This is a genomic window from Pseudomonas sp. LBUM1661, assembly GCF_059695925.1.
The window spans coordinates 3,435,338-3,459,199 of record NZ_CP166794.1; the positions used below are offsets into that span (position 1 = coordinate 3,435,338).

The following is a 23,862-nucleotide window of genomic DNA, read 5'->3' on the forward strand; positions in this document are numbered from 1 at the left end:
AGTGTTGTGAGCGCCAAAGGACGCTTAGGTTCGAACGGCAGAAATGAAGCTTTGGGTGCGCGGGTTTTGCGGACTTATTAGTATTTCTTCGGGGCTTCCTGCCTCCACGATCTGCCCGCCGTCCATGAACACCATGCGGTTGGAAACCTCGCGAGCGAAGCCCAGTTCATGGGTGACGACGATCATGGTCATGCCGGTCTGCGCCAGATCGCGCATCACCGACAGCACCTCACCGACCAGTTCCGGGTCGAGTGCCGAAGTGGGTTCATCGAACAGCATCAGCTTGGGCCGCATGGCCAAAGCGCGAGCAATGGCGACGCGTTGTTGCTGACCACCCGACAGCTCGATCGGGTAGCTGTTGCGCTTGTCGGCCAGGCCGACGCGGGCGAGCAATTCCACGGCTTCTTCGTGCGCCTCTTTGGGCGAACGCTTGAGCACCTGGCACGGCCCTTCGATGATGTTTTGCAGCACGGTCATGTGCGGGAACAGGTTGAAACGCTGGAACACCATGCCGGTGGACAGGCGTTGACGGGCGATCTGCGACTCGTTGAGCTCGTGCAGTTTGTTGCCGACGACGCGGTAACCGACCAGCTCGCCGTCGACCCAGAGACCGCCCTTGTCGATCTTTTCCAACTGGTTGATGCAACGCAGCAAGGTACTTTTGCCGGAGCCGGACGGGCCGATGATGCACAGCACTTCGCCTTGCTCGACTTCGATGTTGACGTCCTTGAGGGCGTGGAACTGGTCGTAGTATTTGTTCAGGCTCACGGCCTTGACGATGCTTCTCATGTGCGGTTCCTCAAGAGCGCTTGCCGGCGCCGCGAGCGAAACGACGCTCCAGACGGCTTTGACCAAAGGACAGGACGGTAACCGTGGCCAGGTACCAGATACCGGCGACAATCAGTAGCTCCATCACCCGGGCGTTGGCGTAGTAGATGTTCTGGGCGTTGTAGAGCAGTTCCGAGTATTGGATGACGCTGGCCAGCGAGGTCATTTTGACCATGCCGATGAACTCGTTGCCCACGGGCGGAATGATCACCCGCATGGCCTGCGGCAGAATGATTCGGCGCAGCGCTTGCAGGCGTGGCATGCCGATCGACTTGGCGGCTTCGTACTGGCCGGTGTCCACCGACAGCAGGCCGGCGCGCACCACTTCGGCGGTGTAGGCGCCCTGGTTGATGCTCAAACCGAGGAGGGCAGCCACGAACGGCGTCATCAGGGTCACGGTGTCCATTTCGAACAGGCCGGGAATGCCGATGGTGGGAAAGATCAGTGCCAGGTTGAACCACAACAGCAGTTGCAGGATCAGCGGCGTACCGCGAAACAGCCAGGTGTAAGTCACCGCGACGTAGCGCAGGATCGGGTTGGCCGACATGCGCATGACCGCCGTGATCACCCCGAAGACGATCCCCAGGGCCATCGCCAGCACCGCCATTATGATGGTGTTGAGCAAGCCCCACATAATCGCCTGGGACGTAAGGAACTGACCGATGTACGACCATTCGATCTTGCCTTCGGCGAACGCCCGCACCAGGCCGAGAATCGCGATGACGATCACGGTGGCGAAGAAAATCCGTCCGTAGTAACGCCGAGGCACGTGGTGGTACTGGGTGATATCGAACTGGTTGTCCGCCAGTTTGCGCTCCGCCTGGAGTCGTTCTGCCTGAGTCTGGCTCATGTTGTTTCTCCGTACACCGCCCTCGTTACAGGCGGCGCGTATGGTTTTCGGGTTAAGCGCAACCCCTGTGGGAGCGGGCTTGCCCGCGATTGCGGCGGGTCAGTCAACATGGATGTTGAATATGAAACCGCCATCGCGGGCAAGCCCGCTCCCACAGGTTTTGTGTCTTTGCTCAGAGGCGAAAGCCCTGATAGTTCTCGGTCCATTGCTGCTGGGCGGCGAGGGCGGTTTTCAAGCGCCCGATCTGCTCGCGTACCTGTTGCGGCGCGGTGCCGCCCCAGCCACTGCGGGCGGCAATAGCGGCTTCGAGGGTCAGGGCCTCACGCACTTCGGGTGTCAGGCGCGGATCGATCTCGGCCAGCAGCGCCGGCGAGGCTTCCCACAGTTCGATGTCGTGTTTCTCACAGGCCTGGACCAATGCGCCGGTGATTTCGTGCGCTTCCTTGAACGGCACGCCGCGCATGGCCAGCCAGTCGGCGACTTCGGTGGCAAGGGTGAACCCCATCGGAGCCTGGCGACGCAGTTCTTCGACGTTGACCTTCATGGTCGCGACCATCCCGGCCATGGCCGGCAGCACCAGCAGCAGGGTGTCGACGCTGTCGAGCACGCCGTTCTTGTCTTCGCTCAAGTCGCGGTTGTACGACAGTGGCAGGGATTTGAGGATCGACAGCAGACCGGTCAGGTTGCCGATCAGGCGACCTGCCTTGCCACGAGCCAACTCGGCGATGTCCGGGTTCTTCTTCTGCGGCATGATCGAGCTGCCGGTGGCGTAGGCATCGTCCAGTACCACCCAGCGAAATTGCCGCGACGACCACAGGCAAAACTCTTCGGCGAGGCGGGAAATGTTGATCCCGAGCATGCTGGCGATAAACAGGAATTCGGCGACGTGATCGCGGCTGGCGACAGCGTCGATGGAGTTTTCACACACGCCGCTGTAGCCCATTTCCTTGGCCGACTGCTGCGGCAGGCGCGCGATGGCGGAACCGGCCATGGCTGCCGCGCCGAGTGGCGACAGTGAAGTGCGCACGTCCCAGTCCACCAGGCGCTGCACGTCACGCAGCATCGATTGGGCGTGGGCCAGCAAATGGTGAGCGAAGACGATGGGTTGGGCCTGCTGCAGGTGAGTGAAGCCCGGGCAGATGCTCTCGATGTGTTGCTCGGCTTGATCCACCAGCGCTTGCTGCAAGGCCAGCACTTCAACGGCCAGGGTGCGCACGTGATCACGCAGGAACAGACGCAAGTCGTTGGCGGTCTGGTCGTTACGGGAACGGCCGGCGCGCAGCTTGCCGCCGAGGGCGCCGAGGCGTTCGGTCAGCAGGCGTTCGATGAAGGTGTGGACGTCTTCGTCGTCAAGGGTCGGTGCGATGCTGCCGGCGCGGAAGTCGTCACCGATACGCTCAAGGGCGTCGAGCATGGTCTGGGTTTCTTGCTCGTCCAGCAGCCCGGCGCGCTGCAGTTCACGGGCATGGGCCTTGGAACCGGCGAGGTCGTACGGGGTGAGGCGGAAGTAGCGCTCAGGGCAACGGGACAGGGCCGCCAGGGCTTCGGACGGGCCGCTTTTGAAGCGAGCACCCCAGAGACGGTCGGTGGTTTGAGACATTGTTGTTTTCCTCGTCGGTAGAGCGAACAGAAGTCGGTGTGCCGGGCCTGAAACACGCGCCGCAAATCGTGGGGGCGTGGTCAGGTCAGAGCAGTTTTCAAGAGGGCAGTTGCGAAAGGGCGAGAGCTGATCGAAGTGTCAGCTTTTAGTAGTTCGAAATCAGTGAGTTGGCACTGATGTGCGGAATTTATTAGCGGTTGCCAAGCCTGGTTTTCTGTGTTCATTATTATTGGCCAGCACTGTTTTTGTTGTTGAGCACAGAGTGTTGAATAGGGCGTCAGAGGTAAATAAGCATTATGGAAACCCCACTTTCCAATTCCGGAAACCCACCACCGAAAACGTCACATCGAGCACCGCTGGCCCTCAGCGGCCTGGACTTCAAACTGCTCAAAGTGTTCAAGGCGGTGGTCGAGGCCGGCGGCTTCAGTGCGGCCCAAAACGAGCTGAATGTGGGGCTGGCAGCCATCAGCAAACAGATTTCCGACCTTGAGATTCGCATCGGCATGCGCTTGTGTACTCGAGGGCGGGAGGGTTTTCATCTGACCGAAGAAGGTAGCCTGGTGTATCAGGCGTCCATCGACTTGTTTGCTTCGGTCGACAACTTTCGTGATCGTCTTAGTTCGGCACAGAATGAACTTATCGGCGACCTTGGCGTGGGCGTGATTGACAATACGATTTCCGACGTTAATTCACCGTTAGTTGCTGCGCTTAGAAGAATCAATGAAGAATCACCGAAAGTAAGGTTCCAACTTCAGGCGTCGCAACTGGATGAGGTGGAAAGAGGCGTGGTAGAGGGGCGGTTAGTGGCGGGGATCGTGCCGGCTTATCAAAAAAGAGAAGAGTTTGATTACTACGCGTTGTACGAGGAGTGCTCGGAGGTTTATTGCGCGGTCGGTCATCCGTTGTTCTCGATGGCGGACGCGGAAATGGGCAGCGATGTGCTCAAGAATTATGAATGTATCAACCACCGTTATGCGATCCACCGCGACAAGTTGAACTTTGCCCACTACGACAGTTTTTCTGCCTCGGCCACTCAGGTGGAGGCTGTGGCGCTGTTGATCAAGACCGGCCGTTTCGTGGGTTTCCTGCCTCAGCATTATGCGGCGGCGATGGTTGCTCAGGGGCAGTTTCGGGCGGTGCGTCCGGACCTGATCAGCATCGTTACGCCGTTCAATCTGATCTTGCGGCATAACACTGTGCGCAGTCCGCTGGTCAAGGCGTTTGCCCAGGCGTTGGGGGTCGATTTGAAGGCGCCGCTGTGATTTTTGTAGCACTCAGCATGTGGTCCGTATCGATCTGTTCATGTGCGACGAAGATTAACTTGTTGCGTGTAGGCGCTGGCTTGCCAGCGAAGCATTCGAATACACCACGTTTATCCTGTTAAAACGCGTCATCGTTAGCAACCTTCGCTGGCGAGCCAACTCCTAAAAGGGATTGAGGTGCAGCAACACAAAATCGTTTTTATCAAAACGCCCACTCAACACGGGTTGCAAGTTGCCCAGAGGCGTGTCTTTCAAAGCCCGGTAATCGCTCTGGTCCATCATCAACCACGCCGGCCCCTGAAGGTTTTCCAGTTCTTGGCTGGACTCAGTGAAAACCGGCTGCAAGTCCTGCTCGATATTGACCATGAACTTGATGGCCTTGGCATCCTTGCCCATGGCGTGCATGACCAGCGGCGCCGGATCTTTTTGAACCCTCGCAAAGGCCGCACGGCTGAAGGTTTGCGTGTCGTAGAGCCGACGTTCGACCGGCTCAAACACCAGAATGTAGACCGACCACAACGCGAGCACCGCGCAAACAGCCAGCGTCTCTTCCCGCCAACGCGATCTGAAAAGAACCAGCAACCCGATCACTTGCAGCACGCCAAGAAGTATCAACGTCACCGCAAGGTTGACCCATTGCTCGGGCAAACGCCGTTGGGCGACCAGCAATCCAACCATCAACAGCCCCGGCATCAACACCCAAAGCCCTTGCATCAATGCGCGCAACCAGCCAAACACCCGTCCCTGCACCCCCTGAAACGGGTACGCGGCAATGATCGACACCATGGGCAGCATCGGCAGCAGGTAACGAGCCTTTTTCGCCTGGGGAATCGATAAGCCGACCATCACGATCAACGCCGCCGCCGTGCAGTATTGCAACAGGCGCAGCGCCGGTCCGCTCGGCCTTGGATTCGTCAGCCACACCGCTGCCAGCACCAGCAGTGCCAGCGGATAAGCCAGCGCATAGTTGCCCACCGAGCTGGTGAAGTAATACAGCGAGCCACTGACGCCTTCGCTGCCGTCCAGGCGTCCCATGAACTGCATGCGCACCACGTCCTGCATGAAGGCCGGGCCGCCAATGGTTTCGGCCAGCCACAACAATGCGCCCACGCACACGGCCAGCAACACCGCGGCTGTCAGGCCGAAGCCGAACAAGCGCTGCCACTGCCGATTAAGCACGAAGTAGCTGCACAGCATGCCGGTGGGAATCACCAGGCCAATCGGGCCGCGAACGCCGAAGCCCAGCAGCAACAGGGCAAAGATCAACAACCAGCGGTGCTTCGCCTCGAAATGATCGGCGGCATAGCCGAGGTAAAACACCGAAAAGGCCACCGCGGCGAGCATCAGGTCCTGGGACACGGCACGGGTTTCGGTGACAAAGGTGTTGGTCATCAGCATCAGGGCGATGCTCAGCAAGGCCCAGCGCCGGGAGTAGGGCGCCAGCAACCGGTACATCAACGTCACGATCACGGCCCCGGCGACTGCACTCGGCAACCAGGCACTCAGGCTGTTGACCTGCCCGAACGGCTGGGACAGGCACCAGATGAACAGCGTCGAAAGCGCCGAATAATCGGCGTAAGGCTGGCCATATGTGGTCGGGAACACCGACGGTCCGTGGCGCAGCATCTCCTGGGCGAACAGCACAAACCGCGAATCGAAACCGATCACCGCCTGCTGATATACCCCGGCGCTGAACAGCAACAGCGCCAGCAGCCCAACGCCTACGGAGTGCCGGCGGACACAGGATGACTGGATGCTCAAGCGACGACCTGAGCCACCGGCCATTGCTGATGAGGAATCGGCAGCTTGCACGATTCACCGCGACCCATCGGGAAGTACAGGAAACCACTGCGGGCCAGACGCTCGGCGTCATACAGGTTACGTCCGTCGAAGATCACCGGCGCGTTGAGCCGCTGCTGGATCAGGTCGAAATCAGGTGCCTTGAACTGCTGCCACTCGGTGCAGATGATCAACGCATCGGCGCCCGCCAGGACTGACTCCGGGGTGCCCATGAGCATCAGTTTCGATTCGTCCGGGTACAACTGCTGGGTTTCCTGCATGGCCTCCGGATCGAATGCCCGCACATTGGCCCCGGCCGCCCACAATGATTCCAGCAACACCCGGCTCGGCGCATCGCGCATGTCGTCGGTGTTCGGTTTGAACGCCAGGCCCCACACAGCAAAGGTCCTGCCGCGCAAATCGCCCTTGTAGAACGCGTTGATGCGTTCGAACAGTTTGTGTTTTTGCCGCTGGTTGATGGCTTCCACCGCTTGCAGCAGATCGCTGGAACAGTGGGCCTCTTCGGCACTGTGGATCAGCGCACGCATGTCCTTGGGGAAACACGAGCCGCCATACCCGCAGCCCGGATAGATGAAGTGGTAACCGATGCGCGAGTCGGCGCCGATGCCCAGGCGCACCGATTCGATGTCGGCGCCGAGGTGTTCGGCCAGTTCGGCGATCTGGTTGATGAAGCTGATCTTGGTCGCCAGCATGCAATTGGCGGCGTACTTGGTCAGCTCGGCGCTGCGCAGGTCCATGAACATGATCCGGTCATGGTTGCGGTTGAAGGGCGCGTAGAGGTCGCGCATTACCTCACGCACTTCATCGCTTTCACAGCCGATGACGATCCGGTCCGGACGCCGGCAATCAGCCACGGCCGAGCCTTCTTTCAAAAACTCCGGGTTGGAGACGATATCGAACTGCAACAGCCGGCCGACCTTGATCAGGCACTTGTCGATGTGCGCGCGCAAAGTGTCGCCAGTGCCCACGGGCACGGTGGATTTTTCCACCAGAATCACCGGTTGTTCACGATGACGGGCGACGGCTTCGCCCACCGACAGCACGTAGCGCAAGTCGGCCGAGCCATCGTCCCGGGACGGGGTTCCCACGGCGATGAACAGCACTTGCCCGTGTTGCACCGCAAACTTCTCGTCGGTGGTGAATTGCAGCCGCTTGGCTTCCAGGCTTTCGCGCACCAGGCTGGCCAGCCCCGGTTCGAAAATGCTCACGTGGCCTTGTTGCAGCAACTCGACTTTTTTCTCGTCAATGTCCATGCAGACCACGTCGTGGCCGACTTCAGCCAGGACGGCGGCCTGCACCAGGCCAACGTAACCGCTACCAAATACACTGATTTTCATGAGGCACTCCTGAGTTCGGGCGCGCGGGCAGGTCGAGAGTTAATGGTGATGACGCCGAGGATGACCAGGGCCACGCCAAGGCTTTTGGAAAGGCTGAACGCTTCGTTGAACAGCGGCAGGCTGGCCGCCAGCAGGTACACCAGCGCATAGCTGATGCTCAGTAGCGAATACGCCCGGCCCAGCGGCACATCCCGCAGGGCGAGCAGCCAGCAAAGCATCGACAGCGCATAGGCGAGGATGGCGGCCAGCACCACGGCCACGGCAGACAGATCAATCGGCGCGCTGAGCCAGTGTTCCGGCGTCGGCAAGCGACTCATGCTCCAGCGCATGGCCAACTGCGCAGCGCTGACCAGCAATACGCTGACCAGGGCGAAGGTGATTCCGCGCCGCAGGTTCACGCTTGTTGCCCCAACAGCACTACGCCGCCGATCACCAGCGCCACGCCCAGCCAGTGACGGCGGTCGATGGTCTCGTGGAACACGAAACGGGCGACGAGGGTGATCAGTACGAAATTCAGGCTCAGCATCGGGTAGGCGATGCCGACTTGGAGGCGCTGCAACACCAGCAGCCAGACCAGCAAACCCAACCCCAGGGAGGCGAGCGCCAGCCACAACCACGGCGAACGCAGTTTCTCGCCCCAGCCCGACAACTGGCCACGCCAGCTTTCCACGGCGTACTTCTGGGCGATCTGACCCAGGCAAGTCAGCACGCAGGCGGTCAATAACAGCAGCAGGCTCATGATTCAGCCTGCGGAAATATCAAAATCACGAGATTGCCTTGTTCATATCGCTTGCCATCCTTTGGCAGCCATTCGACTTCGCGCAGCTCGTCGTTCCCCTTGATCCGCATCAGCACGCCGACGGAGCCGTTGCGACGGGCTTCGCGCATCCACTGTTGCACCTGTTTTGGGTCGACTCGCTGCTGCACGCCGTCAGGATAGGCCAGGCCATATTTCAGTTCGCCTATCGTGTTGTACAACGCCACGTTCGGACGATGCAGGCGCCAGGCCAGGGCCGCAGCGGCGCCCAGGTCGTTGCTCAGCAACTGGCCGGTCTGGCCGAGTTCATGTGCGTGTTTGAGGATGAAGGCGTCGGGCGTTTTGTTGGCGACCACCGAATCGGGCAGCCCGGCCGGCAGCAAGCCGATCAGCAACAGGCTGCCAAAGGCCGGTGCGGCCCAGCATTGCAGAGGCCTGAAGGCTTGCAGCAGGTTGGCCATGATCCAGCCGATCAGGCCGATGAACACCAGCACCAGGTTGTGCAGTTCATGGTTGTACAGCGGCTTTTTCAGTTGCAGGTAAACCAGTGCGAAGAGGGTGAGCAAGCCCAGCACCAGGTTCAGCAGGCCATTGAGGCCCAATACCCGACCTTGCTCCCGCTGCAAACGGTCCGCCAGCGCATGGCCCAGCAGCAACGCCAGGGGCAACAGACACGGCAGGATGTAGCTCGGCAATTTGCCTTTGCTGAGGCTGAAAAACAGCAGCGGCATCAACAGCCACGACAACAGGAAAGCGATATTCGCCTGACGACGCGTTTGCCACGCCTGGCGCAACGCCGGCGGCAACAACGCCACCCACGGCAGACTGAACGCGACCAGCAACGGCAGATAGAACCACCACGGCGCGTCATGCTGGGCATCGTCCCCGGCGAAGCGCCGAATGTGTTCATGCCAGAAGAAGAACCGCCAGTAATCGGGCTCCTGCGCATGCACCGCCAAGGCCCACGGCAAGCTGACGAAGAGGGCCACGACAATCGCCAGCGGCCCGTAGACCAGCAGCTCACGCCAGCGTTTTTGCCAAAGCATCCAGGGCAGGGCGATCAGTACCGGCAGCAGCCAGGCCAGAAAGCCCTTGGTCAGGAATCCCATGCCACAGGCGACGCCCAATCCCGCCCAACCGATCAGCCGCTGGCCACGGCTGACGCTGTCCAGCGCAAACCACAAGGCCACCAGGCTCAGGTTGACCCAGAAGGTGAATGGCGGATCGAGGTTGGCGTAGCCCGCCGCGCCGGCGATGACCGTAAGACTCATGTACAGCAGCGCGCAGGCAAAACTCTTGCGCGGATCGTTCCACATCCGCCGAGCGATCAGGAAGCACAGCAACACACTCAGCCCGGTACTCAAGGCGGAGGCAAACCGCACGCCGAACAGGTTCTGGCCAAAGAGTGCCTGGCTGGCGGCGATCATCCAGTAGCCGGCCGCCGGTTTTTCGAAATAGCGCAAGCTCATGAAATGCGGCGACACCCAGTTGCCGCTCAGGAGCATGTCCTGGCTGATCTGGGCGTAGCGGGTTTCGTCGGGAATCCACAAGCCATGACTGGCCAACGGCAACAGGTACGCCAGCGCACACATGACCAGCAATAACGGCAATGCCCAGGGTTTGCTCATAGGCCTTGCACCCCCAGCCAGCCTTCACGGCCTTCGAGCGTGCCGCGCACGACACGACCGATCGGCAAGGTGTTGGGCGCCTCAGGCAGCAGATTGCCCAAGGGTTGAAAGCAGATGCCTCGCCGGCGCGCATCGGCCAGCAGTTGGCGAAAATCGTTGGCCATCAGAATCCCTTCTACTTCGGCATGGATCGTGTAGACGTTGAGTTTTTCGGCGCTGAAGCGCTCGAGAATGAAAGCGTTGAAGTCCTTGGCCGCCACGCTGGGGCCAACTACTTCATCGAAGGTCGGCAGGTCCACCGGAATCTGCGGCGTACCCAATCCACCCTTGGCCAATGCGGGCTGGAACAGGTTTCGGCCGCGACAATCGCTGTTGTAGCGAAAGCCGAACGCCTGCTTGGCCTCGATCACGCGCTCGTCGGCGCGCCAACCGGCTGCGGCGGAACACTCGACGGTTTGCCCGAGAATGTCGCTGAGCGTGTCGACGCCCTGGCGGATCTGTTCGATCAGCTGCGCATCGCTCCAGCGCCCGGCATTGGCTTGCCAGCCGTGGTGATCCCAGGCATGCAAGCCGACTTCATGCCCGGCAGCCCGGGCTTGGCGCATCAAGTGCCCGAGGTCGCGGCCAATCGGTTTGCCTGGCCACGCGGTGCCGGCCAGCAAGATGTCCCAGCCGTACAGGCCAGCAGCGTTGGAGCGGAGCATTTTCCAAAGGAACTGCGGGCGGATCAGGCGCCACAAATGACGGCCCATGTTGTCCGGCCCGACACTGAAGAAAAACGTCGCCTTGACCTGCGCTTCATCGAGGATTTCCAGCAACCGCGGCACCCCCTCACGGGTGCCTCGGTAGGTGTCGACATCGATTCGAAGACCCGCCAGCATTAACGCTTGTCCGCCATTTCGAGCATGGCTTCACGCAAGAAGAAGTCCAGCGTATTGCCGATGGTTTCACTCATGTCCACGGTCGGCGTCCAGTCCAGCAGGCGCTTGGCGTTGGCGATGCTTGGCTTGCGGTGGGACACGTCCTGGTAGCCGCTGCCGTAAAACGCTTTGCTTTCGACATCGCGGAACCCGGCAAACGGCGGGAAGTTGTTGCGCAACGGGTGCGCTTCGAACTGACGCAGCAACGCTTCGCCCAACTGGCGAATACTGGCTTCGTTGTCCGGGTTGCCGATGTTGATGATCTGGCCATTGCAGGCGTTGTTCTCGTTGTCGATGATCCGTGCCAGCGCTTCGACGCCGTCGGCAATGTCAGTGAAGCAGCGTTTTTGCTCACCGCCATCAAACAGGCGAATCGGCGTGCCTTCGACCAGGTTGAGGATCAGTTGGGTAATCGCCCGGGAGCTGCCGATTCGCGCCGAATCCAGGCGGTCGAGGCGTGGGCCCATCCAGTTGAAGGGACGAAACAAGGTGAAGTTCAGGCCTTTCTGGCCGTAGGCCCAGATCACGCGGTCGAGCAATTGCTTGGAGATCGAGTAGATCCAGCGTTGCTTGTTGATCGGACCGACGACAAGGTTGGAGGTGTCTTCGTCGAAGGTGTGGTCCTGGCACATGCCGTAGACTTCCGAGGTCGACGGGAAAATCACGCGCTTGTTGTATTTGACGCAGTAGCGCACCAGTTTCAGGTTCTCTTCGAAGTCCAGTTCGAAGACGCGCAGCGGGTTGCGGGTGTACTCGATCGGCGTGGCAATCGCCACCAGCGGCAGAATCACGTCGCACTTCTTGACGTGGTATTCGATCCACTCGGAGTGAATGCTGATGTCGCCTTCAACGAAGTGGAAATTCGGGTGGCTGCGCAAGCGGTCGATGGCGTCCGAGCCGATGTCGAGGCCATAGACTTCGTATTTGTCGTCACGCAGCAAGCGCTCGGACAAGTGATTACCGATGAAGCCGTTGACGCCGAGGATCAGCACGCGGGTACGACGCGGCGCGCCACCGGACTCGGCGCCCCGCAACACGGAACCGTCGACCAGTCCCAGCTCTTTGGCCAGTTGCGGGCCGCTGAGGTACAAGCCGTTGTCGTTACGCTGGCCAGCGTTGATGATCAAAGAATCCTCGCCGCAGGCAATACGCAACGGGTCGACACTGATCACCCGTCCCGGCGCCTGGCCTTCGTTGCCCTGGGCGACTTCGGCGCTCCAGACAATCAGCTTGTGCTCGCCCACCGCGCAGAATGCGCCCGGGTACGGTTGGGTCACCGCGCGTACCAGGTTGAACAGTGCTTCGGCGGGGCGTTGCCAGGCCAGTTTGCCGTCGGCCGGGGTGCGGCGACCAAATACCGTGGCGTTGGACTCGTCTTGAGGCGTTGCACTGACTCTACCGGCAAGCAACGCTGGCAAGGTGTCGCGCAGCAAGTCGGTGGCCGCCATGCGCAATTTACCGTGCAGGGACAACGCCGTGTCGCTGCGGTCGATGGCAACTTTTTGCTGGGCGAGGATGGCGCCGGTATCGGCACGCTTGACCATGCGGTGCAGGGTGACGCCGGTTTCGGTTTCGCCGTTGACCAGCACCCAGTTGGCCGGCGCGCGACCACGGTAGCGCGGCAACAACGAGCCGTGCAGGTTGAATGCGCCTCGACGGGCGGTGGCCAGCAGCGGCTCGCTCAACAGGTTGCGGTAGTAGAACGAGAACAGGTAATCCGGGTTGAGCTTGCTGATGCGCTCGATCCACAGCGGGTGGTTGGCATCTTCCGGGGCATGCACCGCGATGCCCTTGCTGGCACACAGTTGCGCAACGGAGCGATAGAACGCGTTCTCCTTCGGATCATCGGCGTGGGTGAACACCGCGGCGATGTCATAACCGGAACTGAGCAGGGTTTCGATGCCGGCACAGCCGATATCGTGGTAGGCGAAAACAACAGCTGTTGCGCTCATGAGAGAACCTGATCTGAAGAAGTGGAAGTGAGGCCGTCAACGGTGACAACGGGAACAGGCGTGGCGGGCTGGCTGCGCAGGACCTTTTCGACAAAGAACCGGGGACGGGCGCGCACGTCGCTGTACATGCGGCCCAGGTATTCGCCCAGCAGACCCATGCCGATGAATTGCCCGCCGGTGAAAACGAACAACACCGCGAACAGCACAAACGTACCGTCCCCGGCCCAACTCGCGCCGAAGGCCAGGCGCAAGACGATCAGCGCCGTGGCGAACAGCAGGCCCAGCGCCGCCATGCCGAAGCCGACGATGCTCAGCAAGCGCAAGGGCGTGGTGGTCATGCAGGTGATCAGGTCAAACATCAGGTTGACCAGGCGCATCGGGCTGTACTTCGATTCGCCGTGTTCGCGCTCGGCGTGGGTCACCGGGATTTCCGTGGTGTGCCGGGCGAAGCTGTTGGCCAGGATCGGGATGAAGGTGCTGCGTTCGCGGCAGGCGAGCATGGCGTCGACAATGCTGCGGCGGTAGGCGCGCAGCATGCAGCCGTAGTCGCTCATCGCGACGCCAGTGGAACGCTGCACCGCGAGGTTGATCAGCTTCGACGGCCAACGGCGCAAGGCCGAGTCCTGACGGTTGTTGCGCACGGTGGCGACCACGTCATAGCCAAGTTCGGCCTGGGCCACCAGCCGGGGAATTTCTTCCGGTGGGTTTTGCAGGTCGGCGTCGAGGGTGATGATGACGTCGCCTTTGCACTGCTCAAAACCGGCCATGATTGCCGCGTGCTGGCCGTAGTTGCGGTTGAGAATGACCGCCACCACCGGGCTGCACTCACGACTGGCGGCGTCTTCGAGGATCTGCGCCGACTGGTCGCGGCTGCCGTCATCGACCAGCACGATTTCGTAGTCATGGTGCAGCTGCTGGCACGCTGCTTCGGTGCGCCTGAGCAACTCGGGCAGGCTGTCTTGCTCGTTGTAGACCGGGATGACGATCGACACGCAACGGATCGGATAAGGTTTCACAGGCTTCTGTCCATAATGTTTTCAATGGCGCCGACGACGCGGTCGACGTCATCGCCGGTCATGTCGGGGAACAACGGGATCGAACACAGCCGCGCCGAATTCCATTCGGTGTTGGGCAGGTGAACGTGGGGGAAACGTTGGCGGTAGTAGGTGTGCAGGTGCGTGGCGATGAAGTGAATGCCGGTGCCGATGTTCTGCTCCAGCAGGGCTTTCATGAACGCTTCACGATCCAGTCCGCAGCGCTCGGGATCGATGCGCAGGATGAACAAATGCCAGGCGTGCTGCTGCGGGTACGCCGGAATGGCCAGCGGTTGCACCTTCGAGCCTTCGAAGCGTTGCAGGTAGGCGTGGGCCAGCTCGGTGCGCGTGGCGTTGATCTCGTCCAGTCGCTTGAGCTGCACCAGGGCGATGGCGGCATTGATGTCGGCCAGGTTGTACTTGAAGCCGGGTTCCATGACCTGGGCCTGGGGTTTGCGGCCGTGGGTCAGGCGGTCGTAGGCATCGACGCCGAGGCCATGAAACTTGAGCATGCGCACCCGCGAGGCCAGGGCTTCGTCATCGCTGACGAACATCGCGCCTTCGGCGCAGGTCATGTTCTTGATCGCGTGGAACGAGAAGATCGCCGTGCCTTTCGCGCCGACATGACGACCTTTGTAGAAGGTGCCTGCTGCGTGGGCGGCATCTTCGATGATGGGGATGCCGTGTCGGTCGGCCAGCGCATACAGCGGATCGAGATCGAACGCGGCGCCGGCGTAATGCACCGGAATAATGGCGCGGGTACGCGGCGTGATCGCGGCTTCGATGCTGGCCAGGTCACTCATCAGCGTGTCGCGGTCGACATCGACGAACACCGGTGTGGCGCCCAACAGGCAGATCATGTTGGCGGTGGACACCCACGTCTGGGACGGTGTAATCACTTCGTCCCCCGGACCGATTCCCAACGCCAGTAACGCGATATGCAGGGCACCCGTGGCCGAGGACAAAGCCACGGCATGCCGGCACCCGACGTAGTGGGCGAATTGCTCTTCCAATTCCTGGTTTTTCGGCCCGGTAGTGATCCAGCCAGAGCGTAAAACTTGCTCTACGGCGGCAATTTCTTCATCGCCGATACTGGGGCGGGAGAACGGTAGAAAAGCCTCACTCATAGAGAACCTCGGGGCGTAAGCCGTCCTTCAGCAAAAGGCCGAAAGAAGCTTGAATTGATAGGTCTAGTGACTTGCCGGCACACAGCGCAATTGACTTTTGCGGCCGTGGCCGGCAGGTTGGGAGCGGATCGGCGCTCACCAGGTTGATCAGAGGTTAGGCCCGATTTTGTAAAAGGAACATGAAAAACCGGTGGGCAAATCGTTTATCTGGAAGTTATTAAGCCATTGTTCAGACTTCTGCCGTTCATCGAAATTTTTAAAAGAAAAGTCCTACAGAAGTGTCCCGCTTTATAGGAAGAATGTTTCAATCCTTAGTTGTGTTAATGAACTGTTTCTACTCAAGGCCGTTTCGTTTGATTGACTTACCCATTACCGATTCAATGACTTCAAAGACCAATCCGTTGACCGTGTACCTGGCGCGCCTTGCGCCATCCAGTCAACTCACCATGCGCTATGTTTTGCAGGACGCCGCCGACCGTCTGGGCTTTGAAGACATGAACATCGAGGACATCCCGTGGCATGAACTTCAGCCTGACAACGTGATTGCGTTAGTGGCGACCTTGCGCACCGACGGTTACGCGCCAAATACGTCTTCGTTGTACGTCAACGCGGTGCGCGGGGTGATGAACGAAGCGTGGCGCATGAGCCTGATCAGTCAGGAACACTTGTTGAAAATGCGCTCGGTCAAGGGCATTGCCGGCACGCGGTTATCCCAGGGGCGCAACCTGCGGCGCACGCTGATCCAGGAATTGATGGCCGTCTGCGCCGCCGATCCAAGGCCACAAGGCCTGCGGGACGCGGCGATCATCGGGATTCTGTACGGCTCGGGGATGCGCAAATCGGAGTCGGTAAACCTCGACCTCAACCAGCTCGATTTCACCGAGCGCAGCCTACGGGTCACCGCCAAGGGCAACAAGCAACTGATCAAGTACGCGCCAGCCTGGGCCTTCGACAAGCTCAACGACTGGCTGGAACTGCGGCGTTCGCAACTGAAGGAAGGTGAAACGGACGATCCGTTCCTGTTCAACCGTATTCGCCGGGGCAGCCACATCACCCGCGAGCGCATTACCAAGCATGCGATCTACTACATCGCCCGGCAGCGAGGCGCGCAGGTCGGGGTGAAAATCATGCCGCATGATTTCCGCCGCTCGTTCATCACTCGGGTGATCGAAGAGCACGACTTGTCGATCGCGCAGAAACTCGCGCACCACAGCAATATCCAGACGACCGCCAACTACGACGTGCGCGATGACAACGAGCGGCGGCGGGCGGTTGACCGCTTCGATTTGTGACGCATGGTGTCAGGATTCGCTGAGGACATGGGCATGGCCAATGGTCGAGACATGCACCGCGCTACCCGCCGGTGGCGCGTGCATGCCGGAGCTGCGCACCAGCAGCGAGCGGCCCGGTTGGTCTTCATTCGCCAACGACTGCAGTTCCACGGTCAAGGTGCAGGTATTGCCGCCGAAATCGCGGTCCGTCACCACGCCTCTGCACCCTTGTGAATGGGCCTCGCCGGTGATCGGGCTGCACACCTGAAGTTGCTCGGGGCGCAGCATGATTTGCGCTGAGCGGTTGTTCCGGTGGTTGTTGACCGGTATGCGCCCCAGGTCGCAATGCGCCCAGCCCGCTTCGATTCTGGCGGGCATGACCACGGCTTCACCGAGAAACAGTGCGGTTTGCTCATCGTCGGGATAGCGGTACAGGTCCAACGGATGGCCGGATTGCACCAGCCGGCCTTGACGCATCACTGCCAGCTGATCAGCGAACGACAACGCCTCGCTCTGGTCATGGGTGACCAGAATGGTGGTGACGCCCGCGTCGGCCAGCAGCCGCGCGACCAATTTGCGCATGGCGGCGCGCAGGCCGGTATCGAGTGCCGAAAACGGTTCGTCCAGCAGCATCAATCGCGGTTGTTGCGCCAAGGCTCGCGCCAGCGCCACGCGCTGTTGTTGGCCGCCAGACAGTTCGTGGGGCCAGCGCTCGGCCATGTTCGAATCCAGCGCCACGCTGTCCATCAGCTCAGCGATCCGCTCCTGTTTTTCCAGGCCCTTGGTCGACAGTCCGAAGCCAATATTGGCGGCCACGGTCATGTGCGGGAAGAGGGCGCCGTCCTGGGGCACGTAGCCAATCAAGCGCTGATGCGCCGGCACCTCGTGGGTGCTGTCGACCAGTGTCTGACCGTTGAGCGTCAGGCGGCCTGAATCGGGAAATTCGAAGCCGGCGATCATCCGCAGCAAGGTGGTCTTGCCGGAGCCCGAAGGGCCGACGATCACCGTGCGGCTGCCGGTGGGCACCGACAGGCTGATGTTATCCAAGGCCCGCTGAGAACCGTAGGCCTTGTAGATCGAGTGCAGTTCGAGAGTGTTCATCGGCCAGCCGTTCGTTTGGATTGGTGGTAGAGAATTCCGGTCAACGGAAGCGACAGCAAAATCATCAGCAGGGCGTAAGGCGCGGCGGCGGCGTAATCGATTTCGCTGGTCAGGGCCCAGAACCCGGTGGCCAGGGTCCGGGTGCCGTTTGGCGCGAGGAGCAACGTGGCGGTCAATTCATTGGTGATCGCCAGAAATACCAATGCGGCGCCGGCGGCGGCACCGGGCGCAGCCAGGCGCAGGGTGATCAGCCACAACGCCCGAACAGGGGAGCGGCCGAGGCTGCGGGCGATGTTTTCCAGCTCCACCGGTGCCTGGGCGATACCGGCCCGCAAACTCACCAGGGCGCGGGGCAAGAACATCAGCAGGTACGCCAGCAGCACCGTGACCGTGGTCTGGTAAATCGGCCGGGCAAAATGGATGGTGATCGTCACCAAGGCCAGGGCCACGACAATTCCCGGCAACGAGCTGGTGATGTAGTTGCAGCTTTCCAGCAGCCGTTGCAGACGACCCGGCGAGCGAATCGACAGCCAGGCAATCGGGATGGCCGCGCAGGTGGTGAGCACGGCACCTGCGGCACCGAACTGCAGGGTCTGTTGCAGGGCCGGCAGCAGGTCGCTCATTTGCCAGACTTGGGTGCCACCGGCGATCAGCCACTTGCCCAGGGTCATCAACGGCACACCGAGCGCCAGTGCACAGGTGATGATTTGCAGGGCCAGCGCCAGGGCGGTTGCCCCGGACTTCAGGTGCACGACCCGCTGGTCCCGGGCACTGCCGGAGCCGATCCGGGCGTAACGCGCGTTGCCGCGAGCCGCCGACTCAATCGTCAGCATTACCAGGCAGCACAATGCGAGCACACCGGCCAGCATGTTGGCCGCAGGCCCGTTGAAGGTGGATTTGAACTGATCGAAGATCGCCGTGGTGAAGGTGTCGAAGCGGATCATCGCGTACAGGCCGTATTCCGCCAGCAAATGCAGACCCACCAGCAAGGCGCCGCCGCAGATCGCCAGGCGCAATTGCGGCAGTACCACGCGAAAAAATACCGCCCAGGGCTTGAGTCCCAGGGATTCGGCGACGTCTTCGATCGCCGGATCGAGCCGACGCAGGGTTGCCGCCACCGGCAGGTAAAGGAACGGGAAGTAGGCAATGACTGAGACCAGCACCCCGGCAAACAATCCATGAATCGGTGGCACCAGACTGACCCAGGCATAGCTGTGGACGAAGGCCGGCACCGCCAATGGCGCGGTCGCCAGCAACGACCACCAGCGTCGCCCGGGCAAATCGGTGCGCTCAGTCAGCCATGCCAGCGCCACGCCGAGGGTGACGCACAAGGGAATCGTGATCACCACCAGCAACACGGTGTTGATCAACAACTCACCGACCCGAGGCCGAAATACCAGCGGCACCAGGGTTGCCCAACCCGTCTCAAAAGACACGCCAATGACGAAGGCAATCGGCAGCAGCGCCAACATTGACACCAGCACCGACAAACCAATCACCCACGCGCCACCGCGGCCCGCAAGGAGACCGCGTGAGCGTCGGCGCAAATTCGCGGGTATCGCCTCAGCGACACCCGCCGGCAGGGTTTCAGGCATCAATTAGAGCAGTCCGGCCTGAGTCATCAGATCCACGGCTTTTTTACTGTCGAGTTTTGAGGCGTCGACGGTTGGCGCGTCGAGTTGCTGCAAAGGCACCAGTTTGGGGTTGGATTCAGCGTTCTTGCCCACGGCGTATTCAAACGATTTACCGGTCTTGAGAATGGCCTGGCCGTCTTTGCCGGTGATCCATTTCAGGAACGCCTGGGCTTGTTCCTTGTGTTTGCTGGACGCCAGGACGCCGCCCCCCGAGACACTGACAAACGCACCCGGATCCTTGTGCTTGAAGTAGTGCAGGGCGGTGTTCTTGCTGTTTTCACCGGTCTTGGCCTGATCGCCAAAACTGTAATAGTGATAAATCACACCGCTGTCGATCTGCCCGGCATTGACCGCCTTGAGCACGGCGCTGTTGCCGCGATAGGCGGTAAAGTTGGTTTTCATTCCTTTCAACCATTCGAGCGTGGCGGCTTCACCCTTGAGTGCCAGCACCGCGGCGACGATGGCCTGGAAGTCGGCACCGGCCGGCGAAGCGCCCCAGCGGCCTTTCCAGTTCGGGCCGGCGAGGTCCATCAGCGACTTCGGCAATTGGGCTTCAGGCAGTTTGCTCGGGTTGTAGACAAACACCGTGGAGCGCGCGGCGATCCCCACCCATTTGCCATGGGCCGGACGATACGCTTCACCCACCTGTTCCAGGGTGGTCGGGGCCACCGGGGCAAACAGCCCGGCGTTGTCGACCAACACCATGGCCGGGGAGTTTTCGGTAAGGAACACGTCAGCCGGGGAGGCAGCGCCTTCTTGCACGATCTGGTTGCCCATTTCGGTGTCATCACCGTTGCGCAGCGTGACCGGAATACCGGTTTCCTGGGTGAAACCCTCGGCCCAGGATTTGGTCAGGCTTTCGTGCTGCGCGTTGTAAACCACGATGCCAACAGCCTCGGCTGCGTACACGTGGCCGGCGCTCAGCAGAGCGGTGACCAGCAGTGCTTTTTTCAGGAAAGAAGGGGGACGGGGATTCATGCGTTGGCAGCTCCTGTTTTTTTTAGAATCGTGCGCACAGACTCGACGGAATCGACGGAAAGGGTCGTCGATCAGTGTAGATCAATACGAATCATTTGCATGTTTAAGGCGCGGCGAATTTAGAGCTTGAGTTGAGAAAAAAACGTCAAAATTTCATCAGAAATGCATCCGGTGTGCGTTCGGCACAAGGATTCGGGTTCAGGTTGATGGGCAGCCTTGTTGGGATCCGCTGGCGGCTTTACTGATCAGTGCCGCGAGGCGCTTGACGTTGGTTTGTTGAGCCGCCACCAACTCATCGATCGACGGGCCGGAAGGCGTCTGCAACGTGCTGCGGCACGTCACCAGAGAAACATCGGTTTGCCCGAGGTCGCGCAGGCGCCATTTGACGTCGATCAAGCCGTATTGGCCCGGAATCGAGTCGAAACGTTGTACATCCAGGCGTACCGACACTTTGCGCCGGGGGTTGCTGTTGACCAGTTGCTCCACCAGGGCGCTGCGCAGCTCATCCACCAGACTCGCGGCCCACCATTGGGTTTCCAGGATCGCCAGGCCACTGCTGCCTTGGCGAACGACAATCTGCGGACGGTCGACCTGCGGTGGCACGCTGAGGCTTTCGATCTGGATATCCTCCACGCCGGCCCTTGAGTGGCCGGCCAGTTGGGTCGGGATCAACGTGTGAAACTGAATCGGATCACTGCGGCAAGCGGTGAGCAGCAACAGCGCAGCGACCAAGGTGATCTTGTACGAAAAAGCCATGTGTGTTGCTCCTGTGGTCAGTTGCGCGGTGGCGCTTGCAGATCCATTGGCGCGGCGTTGTTGGGGCGACCACGGATCAGCGATTCCGGATGCCGTCCCAGGTAATCCGACAGCTCACGCAACGAGCGCGACATGCGTCCGAGTTCGTCCAGGGTCTGGGTCAACTGCTCACGTTGCGGTGAATCCTCGGCGAGCGTCGAACTGGCCGAATTCAGGGTTTTGCTGACGTCCGCCAGGGTGGATTGCACGCCGGGCAGGGTCTTGGCGTTGAATTGGGTCAGGCCTTTGCGCAGTTCGACGAGGTTGCCGTCGAGGTTGCTGGCGATGCGTTCCACGGGCAGGTTGTTGATCTTGTTGATCATGGCCTCGAGTTTTTCCTGCAATTGTTCGAGGCTGCCAGGAACGGTCGGAATCATCACCGGGCGGGCGCTCGGATCGAACACGACTTTGTCTGCCTTGGGGTAGAAATCGAGGGCAATGTAGAGCTGGCCGGTCAGCAGATTGCCGCTACGGGCCTGGGCCCGCAGACCGTTCTCGATGAAGGTGCCCATCAGCCGAACGCCTGCGGCTTCGTCATTGGGGTCATGCTTCAAGGCCTCGAGCATTTTGATATGGGCCTGGCCGAGCCGCTGCGGGTAGATCACGATGCCGACATTGATCGGGAAGCTGCGTTTTTTCGCGTCGAAATCCAGATTGACTGCCACGACTTTGCCGAACTCGACGCCGAGGAATTCCACCGGTGCACCGACCTTGAGTCCGCGCAAGGCTTGATCGAAACGCAACGCCAGGTATTGCCCCTTGCCGTTGGGTGGGGCGAGGGCGGTTTGCTGGTCTTCGAACAGTTCGAAGGTTTTTTCCTCCCCCGCCAGCTGATCGTTGGGGCTGTATTCTGGCGCCCGGAAGGCAATGCCGCCGACCAGGATAGAGGACAGTGACTCGGTTTTTACCGAAAACCCGTTGGCGCCAACATTCACGTCAATGCCGCTGGCGTTCCAGAACCGGGTGTTTTTAGTGACGTAGGCATCGTTGGGCGCGTGAATGAAGACTTCGATGTTCACCCCTTTGCCTTCGGCATCCAGGGCATAGGCCACCACTTGGCCAACAGGAATCTTGCGGTAGTAAACGGGCGAGCCGATGTCCAGTGAGCCGAGGTCTTCGGTGTGCAGCATGAAGCGCTTGCCCGGCTCGCCATAGGTAATCGGTGGCGGGTTTTCCAGGCCGGTGAAGTTTTTCGATCGGGCATTGGACTGGCCGATATCGGCGCCAATGTAGTCCCCGGACAGCAGGGTATCGATGCCCGATACCCCGCCCGCGCCAATGCGCGGGCGCACCACCCAGAACTGCGAGTCTTCGCGGGTAAAGCTTTCGGCCTGCTTGGCCAGTTTGACAGTGGCGTTGACACTTTTCTGGTCGTTGCTCAGCTCGACATCGGTGACTTGCCCGATCACCACGTTGCGGTATTTGACTTCGGTTTTGTTGGCGGTCAAGCCGCTACCGGTCTTGAAGGTGATGGTGATGGTCGGGCCTTCCTGCAGGATGCTGTGCACCACCAGCGAGATCCCTACCAGCACCGCGACGATTGGCACGATCCATACCAGCGAAACGCTGAAACGACGGGTCTTTACAGGTGCCTGGCCGGGCGCTTGCGGCCCGTCAGTGGCTTTCGACTTCATCCATGACCTCCTCGTTTTGTGGGTTGTCCTGCTCTTTTTGCCAGATCAGGCGCGGGTCGAAACTCATCGCCGACAACATGGTGAACACCACCACCAGGCCAAAGAACAGAATGCCCGGGCGCGGTTCGATATCGGCCAGGGCTTGAAACTTCACCAGGGCGGCGACCAGGGCCACCACGATCACATCGAGCATTGACCAGTAACCGATGAGCTCGACGAAACGGTACATTTTTGACCGCTCCTTGCGCGCCCAATGACTGCCGCGCTGAACAGTAATCAGCAACAGCGTCAGGGCGACGAACTTGATGCCCGGTACCGCGATGCTGGCGATAAAAATGATCAGGGCGATGTCCCAGGCGCCGTGCTGCCAGAACTCCAGCACACCGCTCATGATCGTGCTGTCTGCACCGTTGCCGACCATCTGGGTGTTCATTACCGGTAGCAGATTGGCCGGGACGTAAAACGCCAGGGCGGTGAACATGTAGGCCCAGGTCCGGGCGAGCGAGTTGGTTTTGTACCGATGCAGCGGCGCACCGCAGCGTTCGCACTCATGGGGCTCATGGGTCATGTCGCAGGCCAGCCCGCAGCTGTGACACAGGCACAGGTTGAGTTCGCTCGCCACCGGAGGCCTGTTCATAGGATGTCCCACAGGTCACGGACGTCGCGCCCGGCGATACGGATCATCATCAGGCTGAGAATCGCCAGGGCAAACAGACCGATGCCGGGCAACACATCCAGCAACCCGGCGAGTTTGATCACCGCGACCATGGCGCCCAGCAGGCACACCTCCAGCATGCTCCAGGGCCGGAGGGTTTCCAGCCAGCGCATGCAGAACTTGAAACCGGGGGAGCGTTGATCCGCGAGGGCGAAGCTCAAGACCCAGATCAGCAGCACCAGCTGGAAAATCGGCGCGATGATCATTGCGATCGCCGCCACCATTGCAATGAATGTGATGGGGCCGTGGCTGAGGGCCAATACCGAATCCCAGAGCGTGGCGCTGTTTTTCAGGCCTTTGAGGCTGATGCTCATGACCGGGTAGAAATTGGTGAAAATCCACAGCACCAACGCGGTAAAGCTCAACGCCAGGCGCTGTTGCACCGTCAGACCGTTATAGCGCTGAAGCACGCCGCCGCAGCGCGTACACAGGGTTTTCTGATGTTTGGCGAGCGTGACTTTTTCATACACGCAGTCGCAGTGCTCGCAGATGATCAGCTGGTCAGTCGTTGCCATAGGCCAAGCTCGACGGGAGGCAGAAAGTGATGAGCACTCCCTCAATATAGAAGTGCCTCGCGATTGAGCAAATCGAAAGGCGCAAACGACTGATCGACCACGTTATCGTTCTTCGCGAGCAAGC

20 protein-coding genes and 1 pseudogene are annotated in these 23,862 nt (G+C 60.5%); 2 read left to right on the top strand and 19 right to left on the bottom strand.

Annotated elements, in window-relative coordinates; all coding sequences use genetic code 11:
• Window positions 1-24: 24 nt before the first annotated feature.
• The 3 genes from ACA057_RS15655 to argH form a co-directional block, all read right to left on the bottom strand.
• A complete protein-coding gene (locus tag ACA057_RS15655; protein ID WP_497340182.1) occupies window positions 25-789 on the bottom strand; it encodes an amino acid ABC transporter ATP-binding protein in 765 nt (254 codons plus the stop codon).
• A 10-nt stretch (window positions 790-799) separates the two neighbouring features.
• A complete protein-coding gene (locus tag ACA057_RS15660) occupies window positions 800-1,678 on the bottom strand; it encodes an amino acid ABC transporter permease (RefSeq protein WP_497340184.1) in 879 nt (292 codons plus the stop codon).
• Window positions 1,679-1,850: 172 nt separating this feature from the next.
• Window positions 1,851-3,278 carry an argininosuccinate lyase gene (argH, locus tag ACA057_RS15665; protein WP_497340186.1) on the bottom strand — a complete coding sequence of 476 codons (1,428 nt, stop codon included), beginning with the start codon at window positions 3,276-3,278 and terminating at the stop codon, window positions 1,851-1,853.
• Window positions 3,279-3,574: 296 nt separating this feature from the next.
• Here argH and ACA057_RS15670 point away from each other — a divergent pair, with 296 nt between their 5' ends.
• A complete protein-coding gene (locus tag ACA057_RS15670; protein ID WP_497340188.1) occupies window positions 3,575-4,540 on the top strand; it encodes a LysR family transcriptional regulator in 966 nt (321 codons plus the stop codon).
• Between the two features lie 162 nt (window positions 4,541-4,702).
• On the opposite strand, the gene ACA057_RS15675 is transcribed toward ACA057_RS15670, so the two are convergent.
• The 9 genes and pseudogenes from ACA057_RS15675 to arnB form a co-directional block, all read right to left on the bottom strand.
• Window positions 4,703-6,241 carry an ArnT family glycosyltransferase gene (locus ACA057_RS15675; RefSeq protein ID WP_497349914.1) on the bottom strand — a complete coding sequence of 513 codons (1,539 nt, stop codon included), beginning with the start codon at window positions 6,239-6,241 and terminating at the stop codon, window positions 4,703-4,705.
• Between the two features lie 45 nt (window positions 6,242-6,286).
• Window positions 6,287-7,677, bottom strand: a pseudogene (locus tag ACA057_RS15680) (UDP-glucose dehydrogenase family protein); the annotation flags it as partial.
• On the bottom strand, window positions 7,674-8,075 hold the full coding sequence (arnF, locus tag ACA057_RS15685) for a 4-amino-4-deoxy-L-arabinose-phosphoundecaprenol flippase subunit ArnF (RefSeq protein ID WP_497340190.1): 402 nt from the start codon (window positions 8,073-8,075) through the stop codon (window positions 7,674-7,676). The pseudogene ACA057_RS15680 and the gene arnF, both read right to left, overlap by 4 nt.
• Window positions 8,072-8,416, bottom strand: coding sequence for a 4-amino-4-deoxy-L-arabinose-phosphoundecaprenol flippase subunit ArnE (arnE, locus tag ACA057_RS15690; protein WP_497340192.1), 345 nt, complete (start codon window positions 8,414-8,416; stop codon window positions 8,072-8,074). The genes arnF and arnE overlap by 4 nt, the downstream gene beginning before the upstream one ends.
• Window positions 8,413-10,062 (bottom strand): lipid IV(A) 4-amino-4-deoxy-L-arabinosyltransferase, encoded by a 1,650-nt coding sequence (arnT, locus tag ACA057_RS15695; protein ID WP_497340194.1) that lies wholly within the window; start codon window positions 10,060-10,062, stop codon window positions 8,413-8,415. Before arnT ends, arnE begins: the two co-directional genes overlap by 4 nt.
• A complete protein-coding gene (gene arnD, locus ACA057_RS15700; RefSeq protein ID WP_497340196.1) occupies window positions 10,059-10,943 on the bottom strand; it encodes a 4-deoxy-4-formamido-L-arabinose-phosphoundecaprenol deformylase in 885 nt (294 codons plus the stop codon). Before arnD ends, arnT begins: the two co-directional genes overlap by 4 nt.
• On the bottom strand, window positions 10,943-12,934 hold the full coding sequence (arnA, locus tag ACA057_RS15705; protein ID WP_497340198.1) for a bifunctional UDP-4-amino-4-deoxy-L-arabinose formyltransferase/UDP-glucuronic acid oxidase ArnA: 1,992 nt from the start codon (window positions 12,932-12,934) through the stop codon (window positions 10,943-10,945). Before arnA ends, arnD begins: the two co-directional genes overlap by 1 nt.
• Window positions 12,931-13,950, bottom strand: coding sequence for an undecaprenyl-phosphate 4-deoxy-4-formamido-L-arabinose transferase (gene arnC, locus ACA057_RS15710; RefSeq protein ID WP_497340200.1), 1,020 nt, complete (start codon window positions 13,948-13,950; stop codon window positions 12,931-12,933). Before arnC ends, arnA begins: the two co-directional genes overlap by 4 nt.
• A complete protein-coding gene (gene arnB, locus ACA057_RS15715; RefSeq protein WP_497340202.1) occupies window positions 13,947-15,095 on the bottom strand; it encodes a UDP-4-amino-4-deoxy-L-arabinose aminotransferase in 1,149 nt (382 codons plus the stop codon). The genes arnC and arnB overlap by 4 nt, the downstream gene beginning before the upstream one ends.
• Window positions 15,096-15,448: 353 nt before the next feature.
• Here arnB and ACA057_RS15720 point away from each other — a divergent pair, with 353 nt between their 5' ends.
• Window positions 15,449-16,387 (top strand): site-specific integrase, encoded by a 939-nt coding sequence (locus ACA057_RS15720; RefSeq protein WP_497340204.1) that lies wholly within the window; start codon window positions 15,449-15,451, stop codon window positions 16,385-16,387.
• A gap of 9 nt (window positions 16,388-16,396) precedes the next feature.
• Here the strand turns inward: ACA057_RS15720 and ACA057_RS15725 are convergent, their stop codons facing one another.
• The 7 genes from ACA057_RS15725 to ACA057_RS15755 form a co-directional block, all read right to left on the bottom strand.
• Window positions 16,397-17,467, bottom strand: a complete 1,071-nt coding sequence (locus tag ACA057_RS15725; RefSeq protein ID WP_497340206.1) for an ABC transporter ATP-binding protein — start codon at window positions 17,465-17,467, stop codon at window positions 16,397-16,399.
• A complete protein-coding gene (locus ACA057_RS15730; RefSeq protein WP_497340208.1) occupies window positions 17,464-19,062 on the bottom strand; it encodes an ABC transporter permease in 1,599 nt (532 codons plus the stop codon). Before ACA057_RS15730 ends, ACA057_RS15725 begins: the two co-directional genes overlap by 4 nt.
• Window positions 19,063-19,065: 3 nt before the next feature.
• Window positions 19,066-20,079 (bottom strand): iron ABC transporter substrate-binding protein, encoded by a 1,014-nt coding sequence (locus ACA057_RS15735; RefSeq protein WP_497340210.1) that lies wholly within the window; start codon window positions 20,077-20,079, stop codon window positions 19,066-19,068.
• A 198-nt stretch (window positions 20,080-20,277) separates the two neighbouring features.
• Window positions 20,278-20,835, bottom strand: coding sequence for a PqiC family protein (locus ACA057_RS15740; RefSeq protein WP_497340212.1), 558 nt, complete (start codon window positions 20,833-20,835; stop codon window positions 20,278-20,280).
• Window positions 20,836-20,852: 17 nt separating this feature from the next.
• Window positions 20,853-22,508, bottom strand: a complete 1,656-nt coding sequence (locus tag ACA057_RS15745) for a PqiB family protein (protein WP_497340214.1) — start codon at window positions 22,506-22,508, stop codon at window positions 20,853-20,855.
• Window positions 22,489-23,145, bottom strand: coding sequence for a paraquat-inducible protein A (locus ACA057_RS15750; protein WP_497340216.1), 657 nt, complete (start codon window positions 23,143-23,145; stop codon window positions 22,489-22,491). The genes ACA057_RS15745 and ACA057_RS15750 overlap by 20 nt, the downstream gene beginning before the upstream one ends.
• Complete coding sequence (locus ACA057_RS15755; protein ID WP_401352289.1) at window positions 23,142-23,738, bottom strand: paraquat-inducible protein A; 597 nt, start codon at window positions 23,736-23,738, stop codon at window positions 23,142-23,144. Before ACA057_RS15755 ends, ACA057_RS15750 begins: the two co-directional genes overlap by 4 nt.
• Window positions 23,739-23,862: the final 124 nt, after the last annotated feature.